This is a genomic window from Ursidibacter arcticus (assembly GCF_009761375.1).
GTDB classification, from domain to species: Bacteria; Pseudomonadota; Gammaproteobacteria; order Enterobacterales; family Pasteurellaceae; genus Ursidibacter; species Ursidibacter arcticus.
In genome coordinates this window covers 1-20,769 of record NZ_LEKM01000108.1, presented here as the reverse complement: position 1 = coordinate 20,769, position 20,769 = coordinate 1, and the positions used below count along the sequence as shown (strand labels likewise).

Annotated in this window: 22 protein-coding genes and 1 pseudogene; 7 read left to right on the top strand and 16 right to left on the bottom strand. The window is 37.9% G+C overall.

Annotation, left to right across the window (positions count from 1 at the left end; all coding sequences use genetic code 11):
- Positions 1 to 47 precede the first annotated feature (47 nt).
- The 12 genes from mnmA to A1D25_RS02745 form a co-directional block, all read right to left on the bottom strand.
- A complete protein-coding gene (gene mnmA, locus A1D25_RS02800) occupies positions 48 to 1,199 on the bottom strand; it encodes a tRNA 2-thiouridine(34) synthase MnmA (protein WP_157394181.1) in 1,152 nt (383 codons plus the stop codon).
- On the bottom strand, positions 1,196 to 1,513 hold the full coding sequence (locus A1D25_RS02795) for a nucleotidyltransferase domain-containing protein (protein ID WP_157394180.1): 318 nt from the start codon (positions 1,511 to 1,513) through the stop codon (positions 1,196 to 1,198). Before A1D25_RS02795 ends, mnmA begins: the two co-directional genes overlap by 4 nt.
- Positions 1,495 to 1,920, bottom strand: a complete 426-nt coding sequence (locus A1D25_RS02790; protein ID WP_157394179.1) for a nucleotidyltransferase substrate binding protein — start codon at positions 1,918 to 1,920, stop codon at positions 1,495 to 1,497. The genes A1D25_RS02795 and A1D25_RS02790 overlap by 19 nt, the downstream gene beginning before the upstream one ends.
- Before the next feature lie 8 nt (positions 1,921 to 1,928).
- The gene (locus tag A1D25_RS02785) at positions 1,929 to 2,882 is read right to left on the bottom strand and encodes an ADP-ribosylglycohydrolase family protein (RefSeq protein WP_157394178.1); all 954 of its coding nucleotides are present in this window, start codon (positions 2,880 to 2,882) and stop codon (positions 1,929 to 1,931) included.
- Between the two features lie 5 nt (positions 2,883 to 2,887).
- Positions 2,888 to 3,142, bottom strand: a complete 255-nt coding sequence (gene nqrM, locus A1D25_RS02780) for a (Na+)-NQR maturation NqrM (protein ID WP_157394177.1) — start codon at positions 3,140 to 3,142, stop codon at positions 2,888 to 2,890.
- 18 nt (positions 3,143 to 3,160) lie between these two features.
- Complete coding sequence (locus A1D25_RS02775; RefSeq protein WP_240327094.1) at positions 3,161 to 4,219, bottom strand: FAD:protein FMN transferase; 1,059 nt, start codon at positions 4,217 to 4,219, stop codon at positions 3,161 to 3,163.
- 145 nt (positions 4,220 to 4,364) lie between these two features.
- Complete coding sequence (nqrF, locus tag A1D25_RS02770) at positions 4,365 to 5,597, bottom strand: NADH:ubiquinone reductase (Na(+)-transporting) subunit F (protein WP_157394176.1); 1,233 nt, start codon at positions 5,595 to 5,597, stop codon at positions 4,365 to 4,367.
- 12 nt (positions 5,598 to 5,609) lie between these two features.
- Positions 5,610 to 6,206, bottom strand: coding sequence for an NADH:ubiquinone reductase (Na(+)-transporting) subunit E (gene nqrE, locus A1D25_RS02765; RefSeq protein ID WP_157394175.1), 597 nt, complete (start codon positions 6,204 to 6,206; stop codon positions 5,610 to 5,612).
- Between the two features lies 1 nt (position 6,207).
- Positions 6,208 to 6,831 carry an NADH:ubiquinone reductase (Na(+)-transporting) subunit D gene (locus A1D25_RS02760; protein WP_157394174.1) on the bottom strand — a complete coding sequence of 208 codons (624 nt, stop codon included), beginning with the start codon at positions 6,829 to 6,831 and terminating at the stop codon, positions 6,208 to 6,210.
- Positions 6,831 to 7,607, bottom strand: coding sequence for a Na(+)-translocating NADH-quinone reductase subunit C (locus A1D25_RS02755; protein WP_157394173.1), 777 nt, complete (start codon positions 7,605 to 7,607; stop codon positions 6,831 to 6,833). Before A1D25_RS02755 ends, A1D25_RS02760 begins: the two co-directional genes overlap by 1 nt.
- Positions 7,600 to 8,838 (bottom strand): NADH:ubiquinone reductase (Na(+)-transporting) subunit B, encoded by a 1,239-nt coding sequence (locus A1D25_RS02750; protein ID WP_157394172.1) that lies wholly within the window; start codon positions 8,836 to 8,838, stop codon positions 7,600 to 7,602. The genes A1D25_RS02755 and A1D25_RS02750 overlap by 8 nt, the downstream gene beginning before the upstream one ends.
- A 4-nt stretch (positions 8,839 to 8,842) precedes the next feature.
- Entirely contained in the window at positions 8,843 to 10,189 is a 1,347-nt protein-coding gene (locus tag A1D25_RS02745) for a Na(+)-translocating NADH-quinone reductase subunit A (protein WP_157394171.1), read from the bottom strand.
- A 404-nt stretch (positions 10,190 to 10,593) separates the two neighbouring features.
- On the opposite strand from A1D25_RS02745, the gene nfuA reads away from it, so the two are divergent.
- Positions 10,594 to 11,175 (top strand): Fe-S biogenesis protein NfuA, encoded by a 582-nt coding sequence (gene nfuA, locus A1D25_RS02740; protein WP_157394170.1) that lies wholly within the window; start codon positions 10,594 to 10,596, stop codon positions 11,173 to 11,175.
- A gap of 103 nt (positions 11,176 to 11,278) precedes the next feature.
- Here nfuA and plsB read toward each other — a convergent pair whose 3' ends face one another.
- A complete protein-coding gene (gene plsB / locus A1D25_RS02735) occupies positions 11,279 to 13,786 on the bottom strand; it encodes a glycerol-3-phosphate 1-O-acyltransferase PlsB (RefSeq protein WP_157394169.1) in 2,508 nt (835 codons plus the stop codon).
- Between the two features lie 142 nt (positions 13,787 to 13,928).
- Here plsB and lexA point away from each other — a divergent pair, with 142 nt between their 5' ends.
- The 3 genes from lexA to recQ all read left to right on the top strand — a co-directional run bounded on the left by lexA (position 13,929) and on the right by recQ (position 16,817).
- Positions 13,929 to 14,564, top strand: coding sequence for a transcriptional repressor LexA (gene lexA, locus A1D25_RS02730; protein ID WP_157394168.1), 636 nt, complete (start codon positions 13,929 to 13,931; stop codon positions 14,562 to 14,564).
- A gap of 130 nt (positions 14,565 to 14,694) precedes the next feature.
- On the top strand, positions 14,695 to 15,003 hold the full coding sequence (gene cyaY / locus A1D25_RS02725; protein ID WP_157394167.1) for an iron donor protein CyaY: 309 nt from the start codon (positions 14,695 to 14,697) through the stop codon (positions 15,001 to 15,003).
- Entirely contained in the window at positions 15,003 to 16,817 is a 1,815-nt protein-coding gene (recQ, locus tag A1D25_RS02720) for an ATP-dependent DNA helicase RecQ (protein ID WP_157394166.1), read from the top strand. The genes cyaY and recQ overlap by 1 nt, the downstream gene beginning before the upstream one ends.
- A gap of 47 nt (positions 16,818 to 16,864) precedes the next feature.
- Here recQ and srmB read toward each other — a convergent pair whose 3' ends face one another.
- The 3 genes from srmB to A1D25_RS02705 form a co-directional block, all read right to left on the bottom strand.
- Positions 16,865 to 18,187: an ATP-dependent RNA helicase SrmB gene (gene srmB, locus A1D25_RS02715; RefSeq protein WP_157394165.1), complete on the bottom strand. Its 1,323-nt coding sequence runs from the start codon at positions 18,185 to 18,187 to the stop codon at positions 16,865 to 16,867.
- A gap of 70 nt (positions 18,188 to 18,257) precedes the next feature.
- Positions 18,258 to 18,701 carry a ribosomal protein S18-alanine N-acetyltransferase gene (gene rimI / locus A1D25_RS02710; RefSeq protein WP_157394164.1) on the bottom strand — a complete coding sequence of 148 codons (444 nt, stop codon included), beginning with the start codon at positions 18,699 to 18,701 and terminating at the stop codon, positions 18,258 to 18,260.
- Positions 18,688 to 19,107: a DNA polymerase III subunit psi gene (locus tag A1D25_RS02705; RefSeq protein ID WP_157394194.1), complete on the bottom strand. Its 420-nt coding sequence runs from the start codon at positions 19,105 to 19,107 to the stop codon at positions 18,688 to 18,690. Before A1D25_RS02705 ends, rimI begins: the two co-directional genes overlap by 14 nt.
- A gap of 82 nt (positions 19,108 to 19,189) precedes the next feature.
- Here A1D25_RS02705 and rsmC point away from each other — a divergent pair, with 82 nt between their 5' ends.
- From rsmC to A1D25_RS02690, 3 genes and pseudogenes are all read left to right on the top strand, one after another.
- Complete coding sequence (gene rsmC, locus A1D25_RS02700) at positions 19,190 to 20,179, top strand: 16S rRNA (guanine(1207)-N(2))-methyltransferase RsmC (protein WP_157394163.1); 990 nt, start codon at positions 19,190 to 19,192, stop codon at positions 20,177 to 20,179.
- Between the two features lie 57 nt (positions 20,180 to 20,236).
- Positions 20,237 to 20,479, top strand: a pseudogene (locus A1D25_RS02695) (glycerate kinase); the annotation flags it as partial.
- Positions 20,457 to 20,672, top strand: coding sequence for a glycerate kinase (locus A1D25_RS02690; protein WP_157394161.1), 216 nt, complete (start codon positions 20,457 to 20,459; stop codon positions 20,670 to 20,672). The pseudogene A1D25_RS02695 and the gene A1D25_RS02690, both read left to right, overlap by 23 nt.
- Positions 20,673 to 20,769: the final 97 nt, after the last annotated feature.

Genomic DNA, 20,769 nt, shown 5'->3' with positions numbered 1-20,769 from the left:
GTAATGGAAAAATAGGTAAGTGTTTTGTCCATTACACCTTTATTTATCTATTTCAGCTGCTCTTCAATAATTCCACCACCTAAGCAAACTTCGCCTTGATAGAAAACGGCAGATTGCCCGGGTGTTACTGCAATTTGTGGCTCATCAAAAATAACTCGGATATTTTCATCATCAATAGGAATAATTTCACAAGAAATATCTGCTTGGCGATAACGTGTTTTCACAGTACAACGTAAATTGTCTCGAATAGCTTGGCGATCAACCCAATGTAATTGGCTTGCAATTAACCCTGTGGAAAGTAACGCTGAATTATCTTGCCCTTGCGCAACAATCAATACGTTATTGATCAGATCTTTTTCAACCACATACCACGCATTTTCACTCGCCCCTTTCACTCCACCAATGCCTAAGCCTTTGCGTTGCCCTAGTGTGTGATACATTAAACCATCGTGGCGACCAATAACTTGGCCATCGACTGTTTTAATATCCCCAGCTTGAGCAGGTAAATAACGTGCTAAGAAATCTTTAAATTTCCGTTCACCAATGAAACAGATTCCCGTAGAGTCTTTTTTCTTTGCGGTAGCTAGTCCCAGATCTTCAGCGATAGCTCTTACAATTGGTTTTTCAATGTCTCCCACAGGAAAAAGGCTTTGAGCCACCTGCTGTTCGCTCAAAGTATAAAGAAAATAACTCTGATCTTTATTACTATCTAACCCACGCAATAATTTAGGTTGCTGATCCAATGCTGGACGGCGAACGTAGTGCCCTGTTGCAATAAAATCTGCCCCGAGATCTTCTGCAGCATATTCTAAGAATGCTTTAAACTTGATCTCTTTATTACATAAAATATCAGGGTTAGGTGTGCGACCTGCTTTGTATTCCGCAAGGAAATGTTCAAAAACATTATCCCAATACTCTGCTGCAAAGTTAATTTTATGTAATTTAATCCCTAATTTATCGCAAACTGCTTGAGCATCGGCTAAATCGGCAGCTGCGGTACAATAATCTGTATCATCATCTTCTTCCCAATTTTTCATAAACAAGCCTTCTACTTGATAGCCTTGTTGTTGCAAAATAAAAGCTGAAGCGGAAGAATCTACACCACCCGACATTCCACAAATTACTTTTTTATTTGCGTTTTCTGCCAGTTGCTGTTCTGTTAGTTTGGGAAAATGGTTTTCGTAAGTTTTTGATTTCATTGATTATCTGCTCGTTTATAAAAAAGTTTTCCTTCTCTATCAATATGTTCAATAAGAAGGGAATGAGTAAGTTGATGATAGATAGATAAATCAAATAAATAAGGCAAATAAGAATCGTCTAAATCACGCCAAATTTTGCTAGCCACTAGGTTCGTTAAATTTTTACCTTTTAGCGTTAAGTCGATATCCGATCCTTCCTGATAATTACCCATTGCTCTAGAGCCATAAATAATAGCTTGCTCTACTTCTGGGTATTTTGCCAAAATCTGACTTATCTGCTCATAAGAGCGAGGGCTTAGTCCAAAGTCTGACACAATTTTTCTACTCGCTGAACAAATTGAAGAAAAAGTGGCAAATATTCTTGGGTGATCTTTTTAAAATGGGTATTCAAGATAGTTTCATCATAGGTATGTACCGTAACATTACGAGTTTCGATCATATCTAACCATATTTCACCTTGTGTAATTAAACCTCGATTAAATGCCATACGAGATGCTGTTTTTGAACCAAAAATATCGACCTCACCTTGTGCTTTTAAAATATCTTTTTGTAGTTTCCACGCAAGTTCGTGAGTAAATTCAAAACGTTGCACAATACCTTCTTTTATAATATCAATTTCGGTATCTCCATATTCCGCTATGGCATTAGCTAATTGTGTAACAGCTTTCTTATAATTCTCAAAGCGTTGTTTCCAACGCACATTATCTATCTGTTGTGCCATTATTACACCTATACTTTCTGCATATAATACTCAGAGAAACGAATAGAAAGTTTCTCAATATTATCCTTTTTCGCTAATAAATTAACCCACTCTGTCGGAATCGCATCAAAGCCATAAAATAACCCAGCTAATCCCCCCGTTACTGCCGCAGTAGTATCTGTATCTTGCCCTAAATTCACTGCTTTTAGTACAGCATCTCGATAGTTATCTGTTTTCAATAAACACCAAATACTCGCTTCTAATGTATGAATAACGTAGCCACTACTTTGGATTTCATCTTCTGGAAGATGTGAAATGTCACCCAAAACTAACCGCTTAAATGGCTCAATTTCTGAAATTTCTACCTCTTGGATAAAAGAGGCAATTCTTTCATTAACATTCTGATATGCTATAAATTTGTCATTTTGTTTGAGTAATTCAGCCGCAAACTCCAGATAATACAAACAAGCAAAATGGCTACGAATATGTCTATGCGTTAAGCTAGACACAGCACAGATTGTCGAAAAACGCTCCTTTAAAGGCATATCTTTCACTTCAAAGAGCAAAGGTAAAATTCGCATCAATGCCCCATTGCCATTATCCATTACATCTTTTCCACCACATTCTTGTGTAGGAATACCTTGAATATATCTAGCTAGAGATTGTCGGGTAATGATTCCAATATCAAAGACTTCATTATGTGGTGTCCAATACGCTTGTGTCATCCATTGAACACTTTTCTGAGCAATATCGTCTAAGTTAAAGCCATTAGTGAGTGATTCAGCTAGACAAAATGTCATCGAGCTATCATCAGACCAAGTGCCTTCAGGTTGATTATAAGTACCATATCCTTTCATTTCAGTTACAGGATATAAATGCAAATATTCTCGGCTTTTAAATTCAACGGGTACACCTAAAGCATCAGCGACTGAAACACCGAACAAAATAGCTTTGGCTTGTTGATACAAATTAGAGTCAGCCATTGTTATTACCTCACTTCATAAAACTGCGTTTCTTTTTTAGCAAATTTTTGCTCATATTCAGCTTTGGCTGATTCATCTCCTGCTGCTAACTTAGCTTGTAAATTATCGCAAGGTTCTTCACAGTCGCACATTTTTTTCATTCCTAGTGCAGTAATACCGCCACAGCTACCTTTAATGGTTTTACCTTTAATAATAAAACCAATCGACATCATAAATACGATAGCAACAAAAAATCCGAAGGTGATTAAGATAGTTTCCATTTGTTTTCCTTTTATTCGTTATTCTTTAATGAGTTTTTTAAATTCACTCGACATTTTTGTTTCATATTCTTGACCATTTTTAATAATCAAAAATACAGCTAGTTTTTCACGTTCGGCGACTTCAAGAGCTTTATCTGCACCAAGGACAAATAAGCCTGTTGATAGACCATCTGCTGTCATTGTTGTTGGTGCAAAAACCGTAATGGAAGCCAGATTATGACTAATCGGGCGTAGCGTTTTAGGATCAATAATATGTGATAAACGATTACCTTGCTCATCTTCGAAATAATTACGGTAGTTTCCTGATGTAGCCATTCCTAAATTATGTAGTGGTACTGCAATTTGTACTGATGTGCCTTGCGTAAATTCTGGCTTTTCAATCGCTATTGTCCAAGGCTGTTTTTTCAAATTATTACCTTTTCCATAAATTTCCCCCCCAATCTCAACAAGATAATTTTCAAGACCTAAGCTATTTAGGTGGTTAGCGACCTTATCAACCCCAAAACCTTTTGCGATCGATGAGAGATCTACATACAGGTTGGGCTCTTTCTTTTGTAAGAATGCGTTGCCATTTTGTCGATCATTATTTTCAAAAGCAACAATGAGTTTTTCAATCCCTACGGATTTTGCTCTCTCTGCAATTTGTTCTGCGGTTGGCACTTTGTTTAAACGTTTATCTGGACCAAATCCCCATAAATTAACCAAAGGCCCAATAGTAATATCTAAAGCACCATCTGTTACTTTATTTAAACGAATACCTTCTTCAACCACTAATGCAAAATCTTTGGCAACGTTAAATGAACTATCTACTGTATGATATTGATTAAATTGGCTAATTTGAGATTCTCTTTGATAGGTGGACATTTGGTTATTCACTTCTTTCAAGAGAATATCTAATTCTTTTTGAATCGTTTCGGGCTTTGGTAAATTCTTTATACTACCATCATCAATATATTTGACGTGGTAAGTTGTTCCCATTGTTTTCCCTTCCAATAAAACTTGCTCAGGCTCTTTGTTACAAGCGGTGAGTAAAAGGGTAAAAATTGCAAAAGCAAATCCTGCAGATAATTTTTTGATTCTCACAAAAGCTCCTTAAATACAAAAAATAAGCAAAAAAATACTCAATTCAACTATATTTTTGATTATTTTCTAAATGGGTAAGCGGTCATTTCTTGTAAAAATTTTACACGAACTGACCGCTTATTTAATTTAGATTTTAGTGTTAGCCACCGAAATCATCTAATAAGATGTTTTCATCTTCAACACCAAGATCTTTTAGCATCTTAATTACAGATGCATTCATAATTGGTGGTCCACACATATAGTATTCACAATCTTCAGGAGCTTCGTGATCTTTTAAGTAGTTTTCATAAAGTACGTTGTGAATAAAGCCTGTATAACCGTCCCAGTTATCACCTGGTTGTGGATCTGAAAGTGCCACGTGCCATTTGAAGTTATCATTTTCAGCTTGTAAGCCGTCAAAATCTTCAACATAGAACATCTCACGTTTTGAACGAGCACCATACCAGAAAGTCATTTTACGTTTAGATTTTAAACGTTTTAACTGGTCAAAAATATGTGAACGCATCGGTGCCATACCTGCACCACCACCGATAAATACCATTTCAGCATCAGTATCTTTCGCGAAGAATTCACCAAATGGACCTGAAATTGTGACTTTATCGCCAGCTTTTAATGACCAAATGTAAGATGACATTTGACCTGGTGGTACATCAGGGTTATTTGGTGGTGGTGTAGCAATACGCACGTTCAACATAATAATCCCTTTTTCTTCTGGGTATGAAGCCATTGAATAAGCTCGAATAATTGGCTCATCAACTTTAGACACATAACGCCATAAGTTAAATTTATCCCAATCTTCGTGATATTCTTTGTCAATTAACTCTTTGTAATCTTCATATCTTACCGTATGAGCAGGAGCTTCAATTTGAATATATCCACCGGCACGGAATGGAACTTCTTCCCCTTCTGGAATTTGTAATTTAAGTTCTTTGATAAATGTTGCTTTGTTATCGTTAGAAATAACGGTACATTGCCATTTTTTCACACCAAAGATCTCTTCTGGTAATTCCACGTCCATACTGCTTTTTACGTTTACTTGACAAGCAAGACGATAGCCTTCTTTCGCTTCACGTTTAGTAATATGTGATAATTCAGTTGGTAAAATTTCACCACCACCACTTTTTACTTTAACGATACATTGACCACAAGAGCCACCGCCACCACAAGCAGATGATACGAAGATTCCTTTACTTGCAAGAGCACCTAATAATTTACCACCAGCAGGTAAAGTAATCGCTTTTTCAGGATCATCATTGATAGAAATGGTGATATCACCGCTGTCCACTAATTTCGATTTAGCAAATAGGATAAGTACTGCAAGCACTAATACAAGGGCAGTAAATACCACGATACCGAAAATAAAATTATCCATTCGATACGCTCCTTATAATTGAATGCCTGAGAAAGACATAAAACCAAGTGCCATTAGGCCTGCGGTAATAAAGGTAATACCTAATCCGCGTAAACCTGCAGGAACATCAGAATATTTCATTTTTTCTGTTAAACCTGCTAATGCCACGATTGCTAACATCCAACCTGTACCAGCACCAATACCATAAACGACTGATTCCCCGAAGTTATATTCACGTTGAACCATAAAAGATACTGCACCAAAGATTGCACAGTTTACGGTAATCAATGGTAAGAAAATACCTAATGCACTATAAAGTGCTGGGAAGTATTTATCTAATACCATTTCAAGTACTTGTACAATACCAGCAATTACACCGATAAATGTGATGAAGTTAAGGAAGGTTAAATCAACACCTTCAATCAATGCACCATCTTTTAAAACGTGTTCATAAACTAATTGGTTAGCAGGAACAGAAATTGCTAATACTACAATTACCGCAATCCCTAAACCAAAAGCTGTTGAAACTTTCTTAGAAACCGCAAGAAATGTACACATTCCAAGGAAGAAAGAAAGTGCCATATTTTCAATAAATACGGACTTAACAAATAAACTTAGATAATGTTCCATATTATTTCTCCACTTGCTCTGGTTTCCACGTTCTTAAGCCCCAGATTAAGAAGCCAATAATAAAGAACGCACTTGGAGCTAATAAGAATAGACCATTTGCTTGGTACCAACCACCATCTTGGATTGTTTGGAATACCGTCATCCCAAAGAGTTTACCAGAACCGATCAATTCACGGATAAATGCTACGATCACAAGAATTGCACCATAACCTAAACCGTTACCGATACCATCAACAAAACTCTCTACTGGACCTGATTTCATTGCAAATGCTTCTGCACGTCCCATTACGATACAGTTGGTAATGATTAAACCAACGAATACCGAAAGCTGTTTAGAAAGATCGTAGGCATACGCCCGTAAAATTTGGTCAACTAAAATTACAAGAGATGCAATAATTGCCATTTGTACAATGATACGGATACTATTTGGAATATAGTTACGGATCATTGAAATAAACATACTTGAAAAAGCTGTTACAAAGCTTACTGCAATGCCCATTACCACTGCGGTTTCAAGTTTAGTTGTTACCGCTAATGCTGAACAGATACCCAAAATTTGCAATGCAATTGGGTTATTATTCACAACAGGTGATAACAATAGGTCTTTAAGTTTATTACTTGCCATTAGTTAGTCCCCGCTTTTAATTTCGCTAAATATGGACCGAAACCATTCGCTCCGAACCAATATTTGAATGAACCATCAACACCATTAGAAGTTAATGTCGCACCAGATAAACCATCAATACCGTGATCTTTATCTGCTGAAGCACCTTTTGCAACACGAATTGCAGATTCGCCACTTTCGTTTTGTAATTTCTTACCAACGAAATTCTGTTGCCAGCGTGGGTTCTCAATTTCTCCACCTAATCCAGGGGTTTCACCGTGTTCATAATAAGTAATACCTTTAATAGTATTACCATCTGGCTGTACAGAAACGAAACCATACATTACAGACCATAAGCCTGTACCGTAGAATGGTAAAACGATTTGGTTTACTTTACCATCAGCGTCTTTCACAAGATAAACTTCAGCATATTTAGCTCTGACTTTTAAACCTGCTTTATCATCTGCTGGGTTAATCGCAATACTTTGAGCTGGATCTTTAATTGCAGATTTCGCATCAAAATTTGTTACGCCCTCTACATATTCACCTGTTGCAAGATCAACGATCTTAGGTTCAATATTTTTAGCATAAATATCTTTGATATCACCTTTTTTGGTATCTGCTTGTAATAAACCAGCAACACTTAAAATGTTTTTCTGTTTGTCTAATTGTTTTTGTTCTTCTTGGGTTGGTTTTAATAACACCGCAGAACCTGCAACAATTAACGAACAGATTAAACTTAATAAAACCACGACGGTAAGTGTTCCGCCAATGCTATCTTTATTAAACTTAGCCATTGCGTGCCTTCCTACGTTTGATATTGCCTTGAACAACAAGGTAGTCGAAGATTGGTGCAAATAAGTTAGCAAATAAAATCGCTAACATCATACCTTCTGGGTATGCTGGGTTTGCAACACGAATCAATACGCACATTACCCCAATTAAAATACCATACCACCATTTACCTTTATTGGTAAATGCAGCAGATACAGGGTCTGTCGCCATAAAGAACATACCTAATGCAAAACCACCTAATACAAGGTGCCAGTGCCAAGGCATTGCAAACATTGGGTTTGTATCAGAACCGATAAGATTAAATAAGGTTGCAGTTGCAGCCATACCAATCATTACCCCTGCAATAATACGCCAAGAAGCAATACGAGCGAAAACAATAATTGCCGCACCGATGATCAGCATTAAGGTTGAAACTTCACCAATAGAACCTGGAATATTTCCTAAGAACGCATCCATCCAAGTAATTGATTGACCTGTTGCAACGTGTTTAAGTGCTGCTTCACCCCCTACTGCCCATTGAGAAAGTGCCGTTGCACCAGAAAAACCATCTGCTGCAGTCCAAACTAAATCTCCTGAAATTTGAGCTGGATAAGCAAAGAATAAAAACGCACGACCCGCTAATGCTGGGTTCATAAAGTTTTTACCTACACCACCAAATACTTCTTTTGCAACAACAACACCAAAAGTAGCCGCTAATGCCGCTTGCCATAATGGTAATGTTGGTGGAACAATTAATGCTAAGAGAATAGATGTAACAAAGAAACCTTCATTGATTTCGTGTTTACGCACCATTGCAAAAACAACTTCCCAAAAACCACCGACTAAAAAGACAGTAAGATAGATTGGTAAGAAGAAAATTGCACCAAGTGTCATTTTAGCGAATACACCAGCATCTTGTGATACCACACCCAAGCTGTTCGCTAAAGCAAAATGCCAATCGTTATTTACGCTATTTGCGAGATTCTGTGCAAAATCACCCATTCCTAACGCTAAGATTGACTGAGTTCCCACGTTATACATACCGTAGAACATTGCTGGGAATAATGCTAACCATACAATTAACATCATACGTTTTGAGTCAATCGCATCACGAACGTGAGCATCTTTTTGAGTTACTGCACCAGATGTATAAACAATAGAATACACCGCTTCAAATAACGTGTACCATTTTTCATACTTTCCACCTTTATGAAAGTGGGGTTCCATTTTATGGAAAAGATCTTTTAAAGCCATTTGATTAACCTTCCTTCTCGATCTTATCTAACGCTTGGCGTAACATTGGTCCATATTCATTTTTGCCTGGGCAAACAAAGGTACAAAGTGCTAAATCTTCTTCATCTAGTTCTAAACACCCTAATGCTTGAGCAGAATCGGTATCTCCTACAGCCAAGTCACGAAGTAATAATGTTGGCAGAATATCTAATGGCATTACACGCTCATAAGAACCAATTGGTACCATTGCACGATGTCCACCATTTACTGCGGTTGTGAAGTTAAATAATTTCTTAGTGAAAGCACCTAACACCGTACGAGTAATTGAGAATTTATGTGAATATGGTGCAATCATTCCGAAGAATTCTTGATCACGCCCTTCAGCGATCACAGAAACTTGTAATGCATAACGACCTAAATAATCGTGAACACCAACTGCTTTCGCACCGCTTAACACAGAACCAGAAATCACACGATTTTCGCCTGATTTAAGTTCATTTGCAGTTAATTCAGATAATTTAGCACCTAAACGAGTGCGAACTAAGCGAGGTTTTTCAACCTGTGGTCCTGCTAAGGCAACAACACGATCGGTATAAAGCTCACCCGTAGTAAATAATTTACCAATTGCAATAACATCTTGGTAATTCAAATACCACACTTGTTTGTTTAAGCTTACAGGATCAATAAAGTGAATATGTGTACCACTTAACCCAGCTGGATGAGGCCCTGCAAAAGCAGTTACTTTTACATTTGGTACATCTGCATTCGGTGTTGTGCTATCTGGTGCACGACATAAATGAATTGTTTTCTCGCCATTAAATAAACGGCTTAATACCGTTAAACCATCAACGAAGTCCTGCTTATGTTCTTTAAGAACAACTTCAGGATCTGCTGCTAATGGATTAGTATCCATTGCATTCACAAAGATAGATGAAGGCACAGCATCTAATGCAGGCACTTTACTAAATGGACGAGTACGGAATGCTGTCCACAAACCAGATTCCACTAAATTTTGTTTAACTTGCTCGCTTGTCAAAGACGCAAGGTCAGCTGTCGCATAGCGACTAAAGGTAATTTGGTCATCACCCTCAACTTTAATCACGACTGACTGAAGAACACGTTTCTCGCCACGATTGATTGCAACAACCGTACCGCTTGCAGGTGCAGTAAAAATAACACCAGGATTCTTTTTATCTTCAAAAAGAACCTGACCTTTTTTAACTACATCACCTTCACGCACCTTCATAGAAGGACGCATACCCACATATTCTTCGCCAAGCACAGCAACTTCACTAACAGCATTGCCGTTATGGATTACTTGCTCAGGTTTTCCCAAAATAGGGAGATCTAAGCCTTGTTTAATTGTAATCATATTGTTTGCACTACTTTTGTTGGGTTAAAAATATAATTGTAGCAAGCTACAATCGCTTCTATTGAGTCGTAGCTAAATTCAAGAATAAACGTTGATTCCCCCACCTATTCTCAAATGCTACATTAAGTTCTCAAATCGGATTTTTATCTTTTTCAGTTAAAGATAAAAATAAACGCGGTATTCTACCTGAAAAATGGCATTAAATGCCAGTTTAACCACATTTTTTTAACATTTCAGCCCATAAAGTTTGACCTACTTCAAATTTTAAATACAACAAATAATCATTTTGAAAATAAGCGGTACGAAAAGCTTATTTTTTTACCAAGACAAGTAAAATTTGATGCTAGTCAAAAAATCAGGTTCGGAGTAGAATATCTACAAATTTTCTCATAATGGATTAAACAATGAATATTACGATTTCAGATGCGGCACAAAATCACTTCCGCAAATTATTAGATCAACAAGAAGAAGGTACCAATATTCGCATATTTGTCGTGAACCCTGGTACACCAAGTGCAGAGTGCGGCGTTTCCTATTGTCCACCTAATGCAGTAGAAGACAGTGATACAGAAGTAAAATTTGAGCAATTTTCAGCTTTTGTTGATGATGTTAGCTTACCTTTCCTTGATGAAGCCGAAATTGATTATGTTACAGACGCAATGGGTGCTCAGCTCACAATGAAAGCACCAAATGCAAAAATGAAAAAAGTTGCAGATGACGCCCCTTTCATTGAACGTTTAGATTATGTGATTCAAACTCAAGTTAATCCACAATTAGCAAGCCACGGTGGACGAGTAACACTGATTGAGATCACCGAAGATAAGTATGCAATTTTACAATTTGGTGGTGGCTGTAATGGCTGCTCAATGGTCGATGTTACCTTAAAAGAAGGTATCGAAAAGCAACTCCTAGCACTTTTCCCTGATGAACTTGTTGGTGTAAGAGATGTTACCGAACATCAACACGGTGAGCATTCTTATTACTAAGAGATAGTAAATTAATTTTGAAGTAAATTTATGCTGCCCTACAACGTAAAAAGCCAACCATCCTATTTACTAAATGGTTGGCTTTGTCGTTCAAACCAATAGATTACTTACCTTGATTGTTTTCCTGACTATTCATTTCTTGTATTGTAGTAACATCGATTAACTCAGGTTGTGACTCTTGTGTAGAATGAATTTCTTCCATTTTCACCATAGCACCTTGAATAGTTTGCTGAATTTCTAAAGAAATTAAACCACGCAATAAAGTTTCAATATCTTTTACTTTATTCACAGCAGTATTTCCTTCATCATCAAAATATCCTTGCTCTTTCAGTGTTCCGCTAAAGGTTGAGAATAATGATTTATCGAAAAATTCAGGAGCATTGATACCGTGTAATACAGATAAACGCTGTGCAATCGAACGGCTCTCTTTTTCTAATTCATTACGGCTAATATCAGGCTGTTCAATTAAGATGCTCAAGCTGATGTAATAGCGTTGTAATAACTCACGAATTGCGGCTGCGTGAAGTTGTAAGGATCGAATACGTTGGCGATTGATCATAAACATTTCGCTTTCATTTTTAATAATATTTTGGCGACTAAATTCCGCTAAGATATCTTCAATATGTGTACGAACCTGGTCTTCCGCAAAATGTAAAAAGAGTTCGGCTTGTAAGAATGGATAAATACGCTGAACACTTTGCATAATCAGATCTTTGGATACCGCCTCGTGATGCAACACAATGCTTGCAACCAAAGAAGGCAGAACAAATAGATGTTGAATATTATTACGGTAATAAGTCATTAGAACTGCCGATTGGCGATCTAAACGGATAATTTCACCAAAGTTATCTTTCTCTACAATTACTCCCGAACGAGGTAATGTTACGACGTGTTCTAGCATTTCACTCGCTGTTTCCGTTGGAACGGTAATATCCTTGCTATACGGTACATTTTTAAATAATTGCACATAGCTTTCAATCTGCTCAATGAGCTGTTCTTTTGTAAGAGAACGTTGGCGTGATCCCAATAAAACAGACCCAATTAAGTTTTTTGCATTGACAGCGGCGGCATTATTGATATTCACCATCACTTGTTTTGATACTGACTCAACAGCATTATTCAGCCATTTTGGACGAGAACCTTCTTCAAGCGGTGCTTTCCACTCAGGAAAATGCGAATTTAAGTAGTTATTTAACTGGATAGGCTCACCAAAGTTCACAAAACCTTGTCCAAGGTTACGCAATTTTTTGATAACTCGGAGCACTAGACCTGCATTTTCTTTCTCTTTTTCTGCACCTCGAAGCTCTTTTGCATAAGTATCTACTTCTAAAACGTGTTCATAACCGATATAAACAGGCACAATGCTAATTGGGCGAGAAAGACCACGTTGTAAGGCTTGTAAGGTCATTGACATCATTCCTGTTTTCGGCTCAAGTAGACGCCCAGTACGAGAACGACCACCTTCGATAAAGTATTCTACCGAATAACCCCGATAAAATAATTCGGCTAAATATTCACGGAAAATCGTGGAATAAAGGCGATTACCTTTAAAAGTCCTACGAATAAAGAACGCTCCCCAGCTACGGAAAATCGGGCCAGCTGGCCAAAAGTTTAGGTTGATACCTGCTGCAATATGTGGCGGAACTAAGCCTTGATGATAAAGGATATACGAGAGCAGTAAATAGTCCATATGGCTACGGTGGCAAGGCACATAAACTAATTCGTGCCCTTCCAATGCTAATTTACGCACACGCTCTGCGTATTGCACATTGATGCCCTGATAAAGTTTGTTCCAAAGCCAGCTTAATACACGATCTGCGGTTCTTAAACTTTCGTGGCGAACATTTGCGGCAATTTCATCAAGAATTTTTTCAGCTTCTTTGCGTGCTTTTTCAGGCGAACTTTTTGGTTTTTGAGCTTCATCTTCAATTGCAGCTAAAATAGCAGGAGATTGCAATAATTTATTAAACATTGCTTCACGATCAGGTAAGCGTGGGCCTGTTGCAGAATAACGCTGTTTAGCAAAGTGCATTTTAGCAACACGAGCTAATTTTTGAGCGATACCTTGATCTGCCCCGTGAGCTTCTACCATATAGCGTAATGAAACCGCTTGAGAAAAACGAATAAAATTATCACGACCAAACCAAATCATTGTCATTAAACGTTGTAATGGACCTAGTAAGCGTAAAACAGGTAAGCCTTTTTCTTTCCCTGGTGCTCTCCCCCATAGCACAGAAACAGGAATAAGCTGTACATCTAACTCCGTATTCATCCGATGAAGATCTAAATAGCGATAAAATACCGTTTCTGTTTCACTTTTTGCCCCTTTAGACTTAAAAAAGCGTCTGCCTTCATCTAAAAAAACATAACGTGGTAATACTTGTCCTTCAATCTCATTCGGTTGTAATGGATCAGGCAAATTCAAGGCTAAACAATCTTTCTGTAAAATTAAAAGGTCGGTTTGTGAAGTATAAGGTAATACATAGATAAACGGCTGTTCAGGATTCAGCCCCAGCTCTTCAATCGGGTGAGTAGGAATAGAACGAGATTTCACCAATAAAGAGAGCGGTATATTTAAAAACTTACGATAAATGTTAAGTAATACTGACATTTTTGTATCCTTTTGAATAATTATGGTCGGATTAAGCGAATTTTAGCATAAATTCTTATAGAAAATGGTATTTGTTAGTTACAAATCCACATTTACTGTATATAATGACACTATATTCTGTATATAAAGACAGTGAGGATTTATGAAACGCCAACATTTAACCGCTCGCCAACAAGAAATTTTTGATTTTGTAAAACAGCATATCGAAAGCACAGGTATGCCACCAACGCGTGTAGAAATTGCTCGTGAAATTGGTTTTAAATCACCGAATGCAGCAGAAGAGCATCTGAAAGCCTTAGCTCGTAAAGGGTATATTGAAATGTTATCTGGCACATCTCGTGGTATCCGTATTCTTGTTGAAGATGAAAATAGTGCTGCAAATGATGAAGAAGGCTTACCGCTGATTGGCAAAGTGGCCGCAGGCACACCAATCCTTGCGGTAGAACATATTGAAAACCGCTATCCTGTCAATGGGGCAATGTTTTCGCCACAAGCGGATTATTTACTTAAAGTCAGTGGCAACTCAATGGAAAAAATAGGTATTTTAGATGGCGATCTACTGGCTGTTCACCGTACCCAATCAGTGCGTAATGGACAAGTTGTTGTTGCCCGAGTTGATGATGAAGTAACGGTTAAACGTCTAGAAAAGAAAGGGGAACTTATTTATTTACACCCTGAAAATGATGAACTACAAGCGATTGTTGTTGATCCAAGAACATCTTTTATTGAAATTGAAGGCATTGCAGTAGGTGTAATTCGTAGTAATGCGTGGATGTAGTGTATAGGTAAGTTGCTATAAGCGGTCAGTTACACAACATTTTTCACAAATTTGAGATTGCAAATAGTGAGAGAAAAATTCAAAATAGCGGTTTGATTTTTCTAAAAATTTACCATTTAAGTGAGTGATTATGAATGTAGCAGAATTTCATCAAGAAATAGAAAAAGTATGGGAACAGATCGAAGAACAGCTAGAAGAACAAGGTTGTGATGTAGATTGTGAAACACAAGGTGCGGTATTTACCATTACTTTTGATGATGACTCTCAAATTGTGATCAATAAACAAGAAGCAATGTTAGAACTCTGGTTAGCAAGCAAATTAGGTGGTTTCCATTTTGCCTATCGTGATGGCGATTGGGTAAGTGCCGAAGGGCGTTCTTTTTGGGTTCATTTAGAAGAAGCCGTTGCTCGCCACGGAGAAACTCTCTCTTTTAGCTAATGCCCATCTCAAATCTTGCAAAAGCCAAAGAAGTTTTACATAACGTCTTTGGCTATCAATCATTCCGACAAGGTCAATCTGAAGTAATTGACGCCATTCTTACAGGTAAAGATTGCCTTGTCATTATGACTACTGGTGGCGGTAAATCGTTATGCTACCAAGTGCCTGCGTTATGTTTAGACGGCATTACATTAGTGATTTCCCCTCTCATTTCGTTAATGAAAGATCAAGTAGATCAATTATTGACAAACGGTGTGGAAGCCGCCTATCTCAATTCAACTCAAACCTTAGAAGAACAGCAGAAAGTTGAGCAAAAAGCCCTATCAGGACAACTTAAATTACTTTATCTTTCGCCAGAAAAAGTAATGACATCAGGCTTTTTTCACTTTATTTCACATTGCAAAATAAGCCTGATTGCTGTTGATGAAGCACACTGTGTTTCACAATGGGGACACGATTTCCGCCCTGAATATACTTTACTCGGCGGATTGCGAAAAACTTTCCCAAACATACCGCTTGTAGCACTCACTGCAACTGCCGATCCTACTACTCGAGTAGATATTTTACAGCATCTAAAATTACAAGATCCGCACACTTATTTGGGCAGTTTTGATCGCCCAAACATTCGTTATACCGTACAAGAAAAATTTAAACCAACAGAGCAGTTAATTAAATTTATTCTCAGCCAACAGGGTAAAAGTGGCATTGTTTATTGTAATAGTCGTAAAAAAGTAGAAGAAATTACCGAAAAATTAGCCGCTAAGCGAGTAAGTGTAATGGGTTATCACGCAGGAATGACGATGCGAGAGCGTGAAACAGTACAAAATGCTTTTCAGCGAGATAACATTCAAGTAGTTGTCGCTACCGTTGCTTTTGGAATGGGGATCAATAAATCTAATGTCCGCTTTGTTGTACATTTTGACTTACCCCGTAGTATCGAATCCTACTATCAAGAGACAGGACGAGCAGGACGAGATGATCTTCCAGCAGAAGCGGTGCTTTTTTATGATCCGTCAGATTACGGTTGGTTAAATAAAGTCTTATTAGAAAAGCCAGAAACTGAACAACGCCAAATTGAGCAACATAAATTACAAGCGATAGGGGCATTTGCCGAATCTCAAACCTGTCGCCGTTTAGTATTACTCAACTATTTTGGGGAATCTCAGCAGCAACCTTGTAAAAACTGCGATATTTGTTTAGATCCACCTAAACAATACGATGCCTTAGTAGATGCTCAAAAAGTGATGTCAGTTATCTATCGAACAGGGCAACGTTTTGGTCTTCATCACGTTATTGCGGTATTACGCGGATTGAATAACCAAAAAATTCGGGAATTACAACAAGATACCCTTTCAGTCTATGGTATCGGTAAAGATAAATCACAAGAATACTGGATAAGTGTTGCTCGTCAGCTTATCCATTTGGGGCTTATCCGCCAAAATATTGTAAACCATTCAGCATTACAACTGACCGAATCTGCCCGACCCATTTTGCGTGCAGAAACGAGTTTATCTCTCGCAATGCCACGACTGAGCTTTTCTGCAACGGCTTATGTACAAAAACAACAAGTTAATCACCGTTATGATAAAGATTTATTTGCTCGTTTACGTTTCTTACGCAAGCAAATTGCCGATAAAGAAAATATTCCACCTTATGTCGTTTTTAATGATGCGACACTACAAGAAATGGCAGAATATTTACCGAGAACCGAAGATGAAATGCTAGAAATCAATGGTGTCGGCGAGAGAAAACTAGAGCGTTTCGGCGAGTTATTTTTAAATTTAATCAATGAGCATTTGGATAATCGAAAATGAAACGTAAAATAGCCGTTAAAGATAGATAACGACTATTTTACAAGGACTTATTCGCCCTTTTGTTCTGCGGTTGGCTTTCTACGTTTACCAATATTTTTGGTATCTTTATAGCGAACTTTTACTTTCTTTTTCGTAGCCTCTTTTTTATCTTCTTTTTTCTTCTTAATGCGTGCTTTTTCTTTCTTCGTTACACTCACAATTTCACCATCTTTTGGAGCTTTAGTGCGAGGTTCTAAACCATCAATCAAACGAGGTTTCAATACTTCTTCGGTATATCGTTGGATTTTACCCAGTAATTTATAATCGTGAGCTTCAACCAAAGAAACTGCCGAGCCTTTTTTCCCTGCACGAGCTGTACGTCCGATACGATGTAAATAGGTATCGGCACTATATGGCAAATCAAAATTAATGACAAAATCGACATCATCAATGTCTATGCCACGAGCGGCAACATCTGTGGCTACCAATACATTAACAACACCTTCTTTTAAGCGTGTAATCGACTGATTACGTTGGGTTTGTGCCATTTCCCCTTCTAAATAGGTCGAGCGAATACCACGTTTACGCAAGGTTTCGCTTAGTTCTCTTACTGCTTCTCGGCGACGTACAAACACGATCCCTCGTTCTACTTCAAAGTTTTCAATTAGACGAGCCAATAGTTTGGTTTTATGTTCAAGATTATCGGCGTGATAATACCATTGTTGGATTTTCTTACGTTCTCTACGGCTTGGTTCAGCATCAATTTCTAGTGGATTAGTTAAAATTCGTTGAGCAAAATCGACTAATAATTCGCCTTCAAGGGTTGCCGAAAATAACCAAGTATATTTACGCCAACGTGTTTCGGCTGCAATGGTCTCTGCATCTTGACCAAATCCCATTTGTAGCATTCGGTCGGCTTCGTCAAAGATCAGCACTTCAACAGAACGGCAGTCGAAATTTTCTTCCTTGATATATTGTAATAAGCGTCCTGGCGTTGCCACCACAAGATCTTGGTTAGTATTAAAGACTTCGCCGTGGTTTTGATAAGCCACACCACCTGTAATAGTCGCAATTTTCAAATTGGTAAATTGAGCCAATTCTTCTGATTGTTCTGCCACTTGCATTGCTAATTCTCGTGTTGGTGTTAAAACTAAAATGCGAGGTGGACCAGGTTTACGGCGTGGGTGATCGAGCAAGTGCTGGATAGCTGGGAGTAAAAATGCTGCAGTTTTTCCTGTCCCTGTTGGTGCTGATCCTAATACATCTCTGCCTTCAAGAGCGGCTGGAATAGTTTGTTGTTGGATACTGGTTGGGCGGGTATAGCCCTTTTTCGCTAATGCTTTGAGTAATTCTGGACTTAAATCTAATTCTTCAAAAGTTGGGGTATTCATAAATGTCTCATTGTAAAATAATTATTTGATCTGACCGCTTATTCTATCATCTTTGGGTAGATTAGGTGGATTAAAGATAAAGTGCCATTACAACTGCATTCTCTCGCTCACCTGTTGCGGTAGGGTAGTAATTTTTGCGTAAGGTAACTTCATTAAAGCCTAATTTATCGTAGAGTTGGCGAGCCGTTTGATTCGATTCTCGTACTTCAAGCCATAAAGTTAGCACATTCTGTTGTTGTAATTGCTGAATAAGCGATTCTAGCAATTTTTTTCCGTAGCCTTTTCCTTGAAATTCAGGAGCAACGGCAATGTTAAATAATGTTGCTTCATCTAGCACTTTTTGGCAAATCGCAAAGGCGACAATTTGATTTTCAATAGATAGTTTTAAATTAAGATAACGTTCCCCTTGGTTGTTGAGCAATGTTCCCTTACTCCAAGGCACTAAATGGGCTTGTTGTTCAATTTCAAACAGGCGGCTAAAGTCGCTATCGATAATAGGGCTAATTACAGTCATTTTCAGTATTTGTAAATGGTTCAATTTGTTGCCAAAATTGGCGTTTATTTGTGGCTTGCTGAATGCTTTGCCAAGATGGGCTTTGCCAAGCGGTTTGATTTGCAAATTTTTTTGTAAAAGCTACCGCTTGTTGTTCAGGCTGGATTAACCAAAAATAAGGCGAATGGGTTAAGGCAAGGCGGACTGCTTGCTCCATATTAAGCCATTGATATTGGTTGGTGTTTAAAGCCAAGGCTCGCAAAATATCTTGAAATAACCCAGTGTGTTGATAATCTTCTTCACATACCACCACAAATTTAACCTGTGGAGCTAGGCGAATTTGTGCATCGCCCTTTAATACCTGTGGTTTGGTTAGCACCCATTGGGTAATATTCATCTCTTGTAACAGCAAATCTCGCCGATTCATCATATTTCCTCATAAAGTTGTGGGGAATGGTAGCAAAAGTCGGTAAAATGCGGAAATTATTTTAAGTAAAAAGTGAAAAATTATGTTATCTCTTGAAAGTGAAGTATTGGAACGTCATTTGGCGTTATTTGAAAATAAAAGTATTTTATTATTTGGCGATGTACGAGATCGCTTTGCTGATGTTATTCGAGCAAAAGCCACAAATGTTGCGGTTTTCTCAAATTATTTTGATTATGCAAATCAGCATAAAGATGTGATTTTTGGGTTGGAATGTGAGCAGCCCGCAGACCTAGCAGTGTTTTACTGGACTAAAAATAAGCAAGAGTGCCAATTCCAATTATTACAATGGCTTGCTAACGCACCAATTGAGCAAGAATTATTGATTATTGGCGAGAATAGAGCAGGCGTTCGATCTGTTGAAACAATGCTTTCTTCATTAGGCGAAATTGCCAAAATTGATTCCGCACGCCGTTGTGGTTTATATCATTTCGTATTAAACGAAAAACCGAAATTTGATAGTAAAAAATTCTGGAAATCTTACCGCTTAGAAGATTTAATGGTTTATGCGTTGCCAGCGGTATTTAGCTCTGCAGAATTGGATACAGGATCAAAACTATTGCTTTCTACTTTCACGAAATCAGATGGATTAAAAGGCAAAGTACTCGATCTAGGCTGTGGTTCAGGTGTTATCGGAGCTGCTTTAAAACAACAATTCCCGAAAATTAAACTCACAATGTCGGATATTCACGCAATGGCAATCCATTCTAGCCAGCGAACATTAGCTGAAAATCAATTAGACGGGGAAGTTTTAGCCAGTGATGTCTTTTCTCATATTGACGGTCGTTTCGATTTAATTATTTCTAACCCACCATTTCACGATGGTATTGACACCGCTTACCGTGCAGTAGAAACCCTTATTGCACAGGCAAAACAGCACTTAAACAAAGGCGGTGAATTGCGTATTGTCGCCAACGCCTTTTTACCTTACCCCGACTTATTAGACCAAGCCTTTGGCTCACATCAGTTGTTAGCAAAATCTAATAAGTTTAAGGTTTATTCGGTAAGAGCTTAATTTAAAAAGCTGATGTGATAGCATTCGCTTTAATTTCGTATTCCATAAGGATATTCAATGAACATTGTTATTGCCCCTGATTCTTTTAAAGAAAGTTTGAGTGCGTTAGAAGTTGCTAAAGCTATTCAGATTGGATTTAGTCGTATATATCCAAATGCCAACTATCAATTAGTTCCAATGGCTGATGGTGGTGAAGGTACAGTTCAATCTTTAACAGATGCCACATCGGGAGATTTGCAAAAAACATCAGTTATCGCACCGCTTGGTAATGTAGTTGATGCGGTTTGGGGGATATCAGGTTGTACCGGTTAAAATTGTGATTGATGCGGTGGGGTTAAGCGAGAAAATCAAAGTTGCAGATTTAGTCATTACAGGGGAAGGAAGAATGGATGCTCAATCTGTTTCAGGTAAAACACCCATTGGTGTTCAGATTATTGACAAAGTCTTTTTTCATTCGGACGCCAGCGTGGCGTCCCTACAAGGAAAGTTATAACCAATTGAAAAATAACAGATTTTATTTTGTTATGTAGGGACGCCACGCTGGCGTCCGTTAATTGGATACAACAAATTGGGGTTTGTCATCAGTCTGC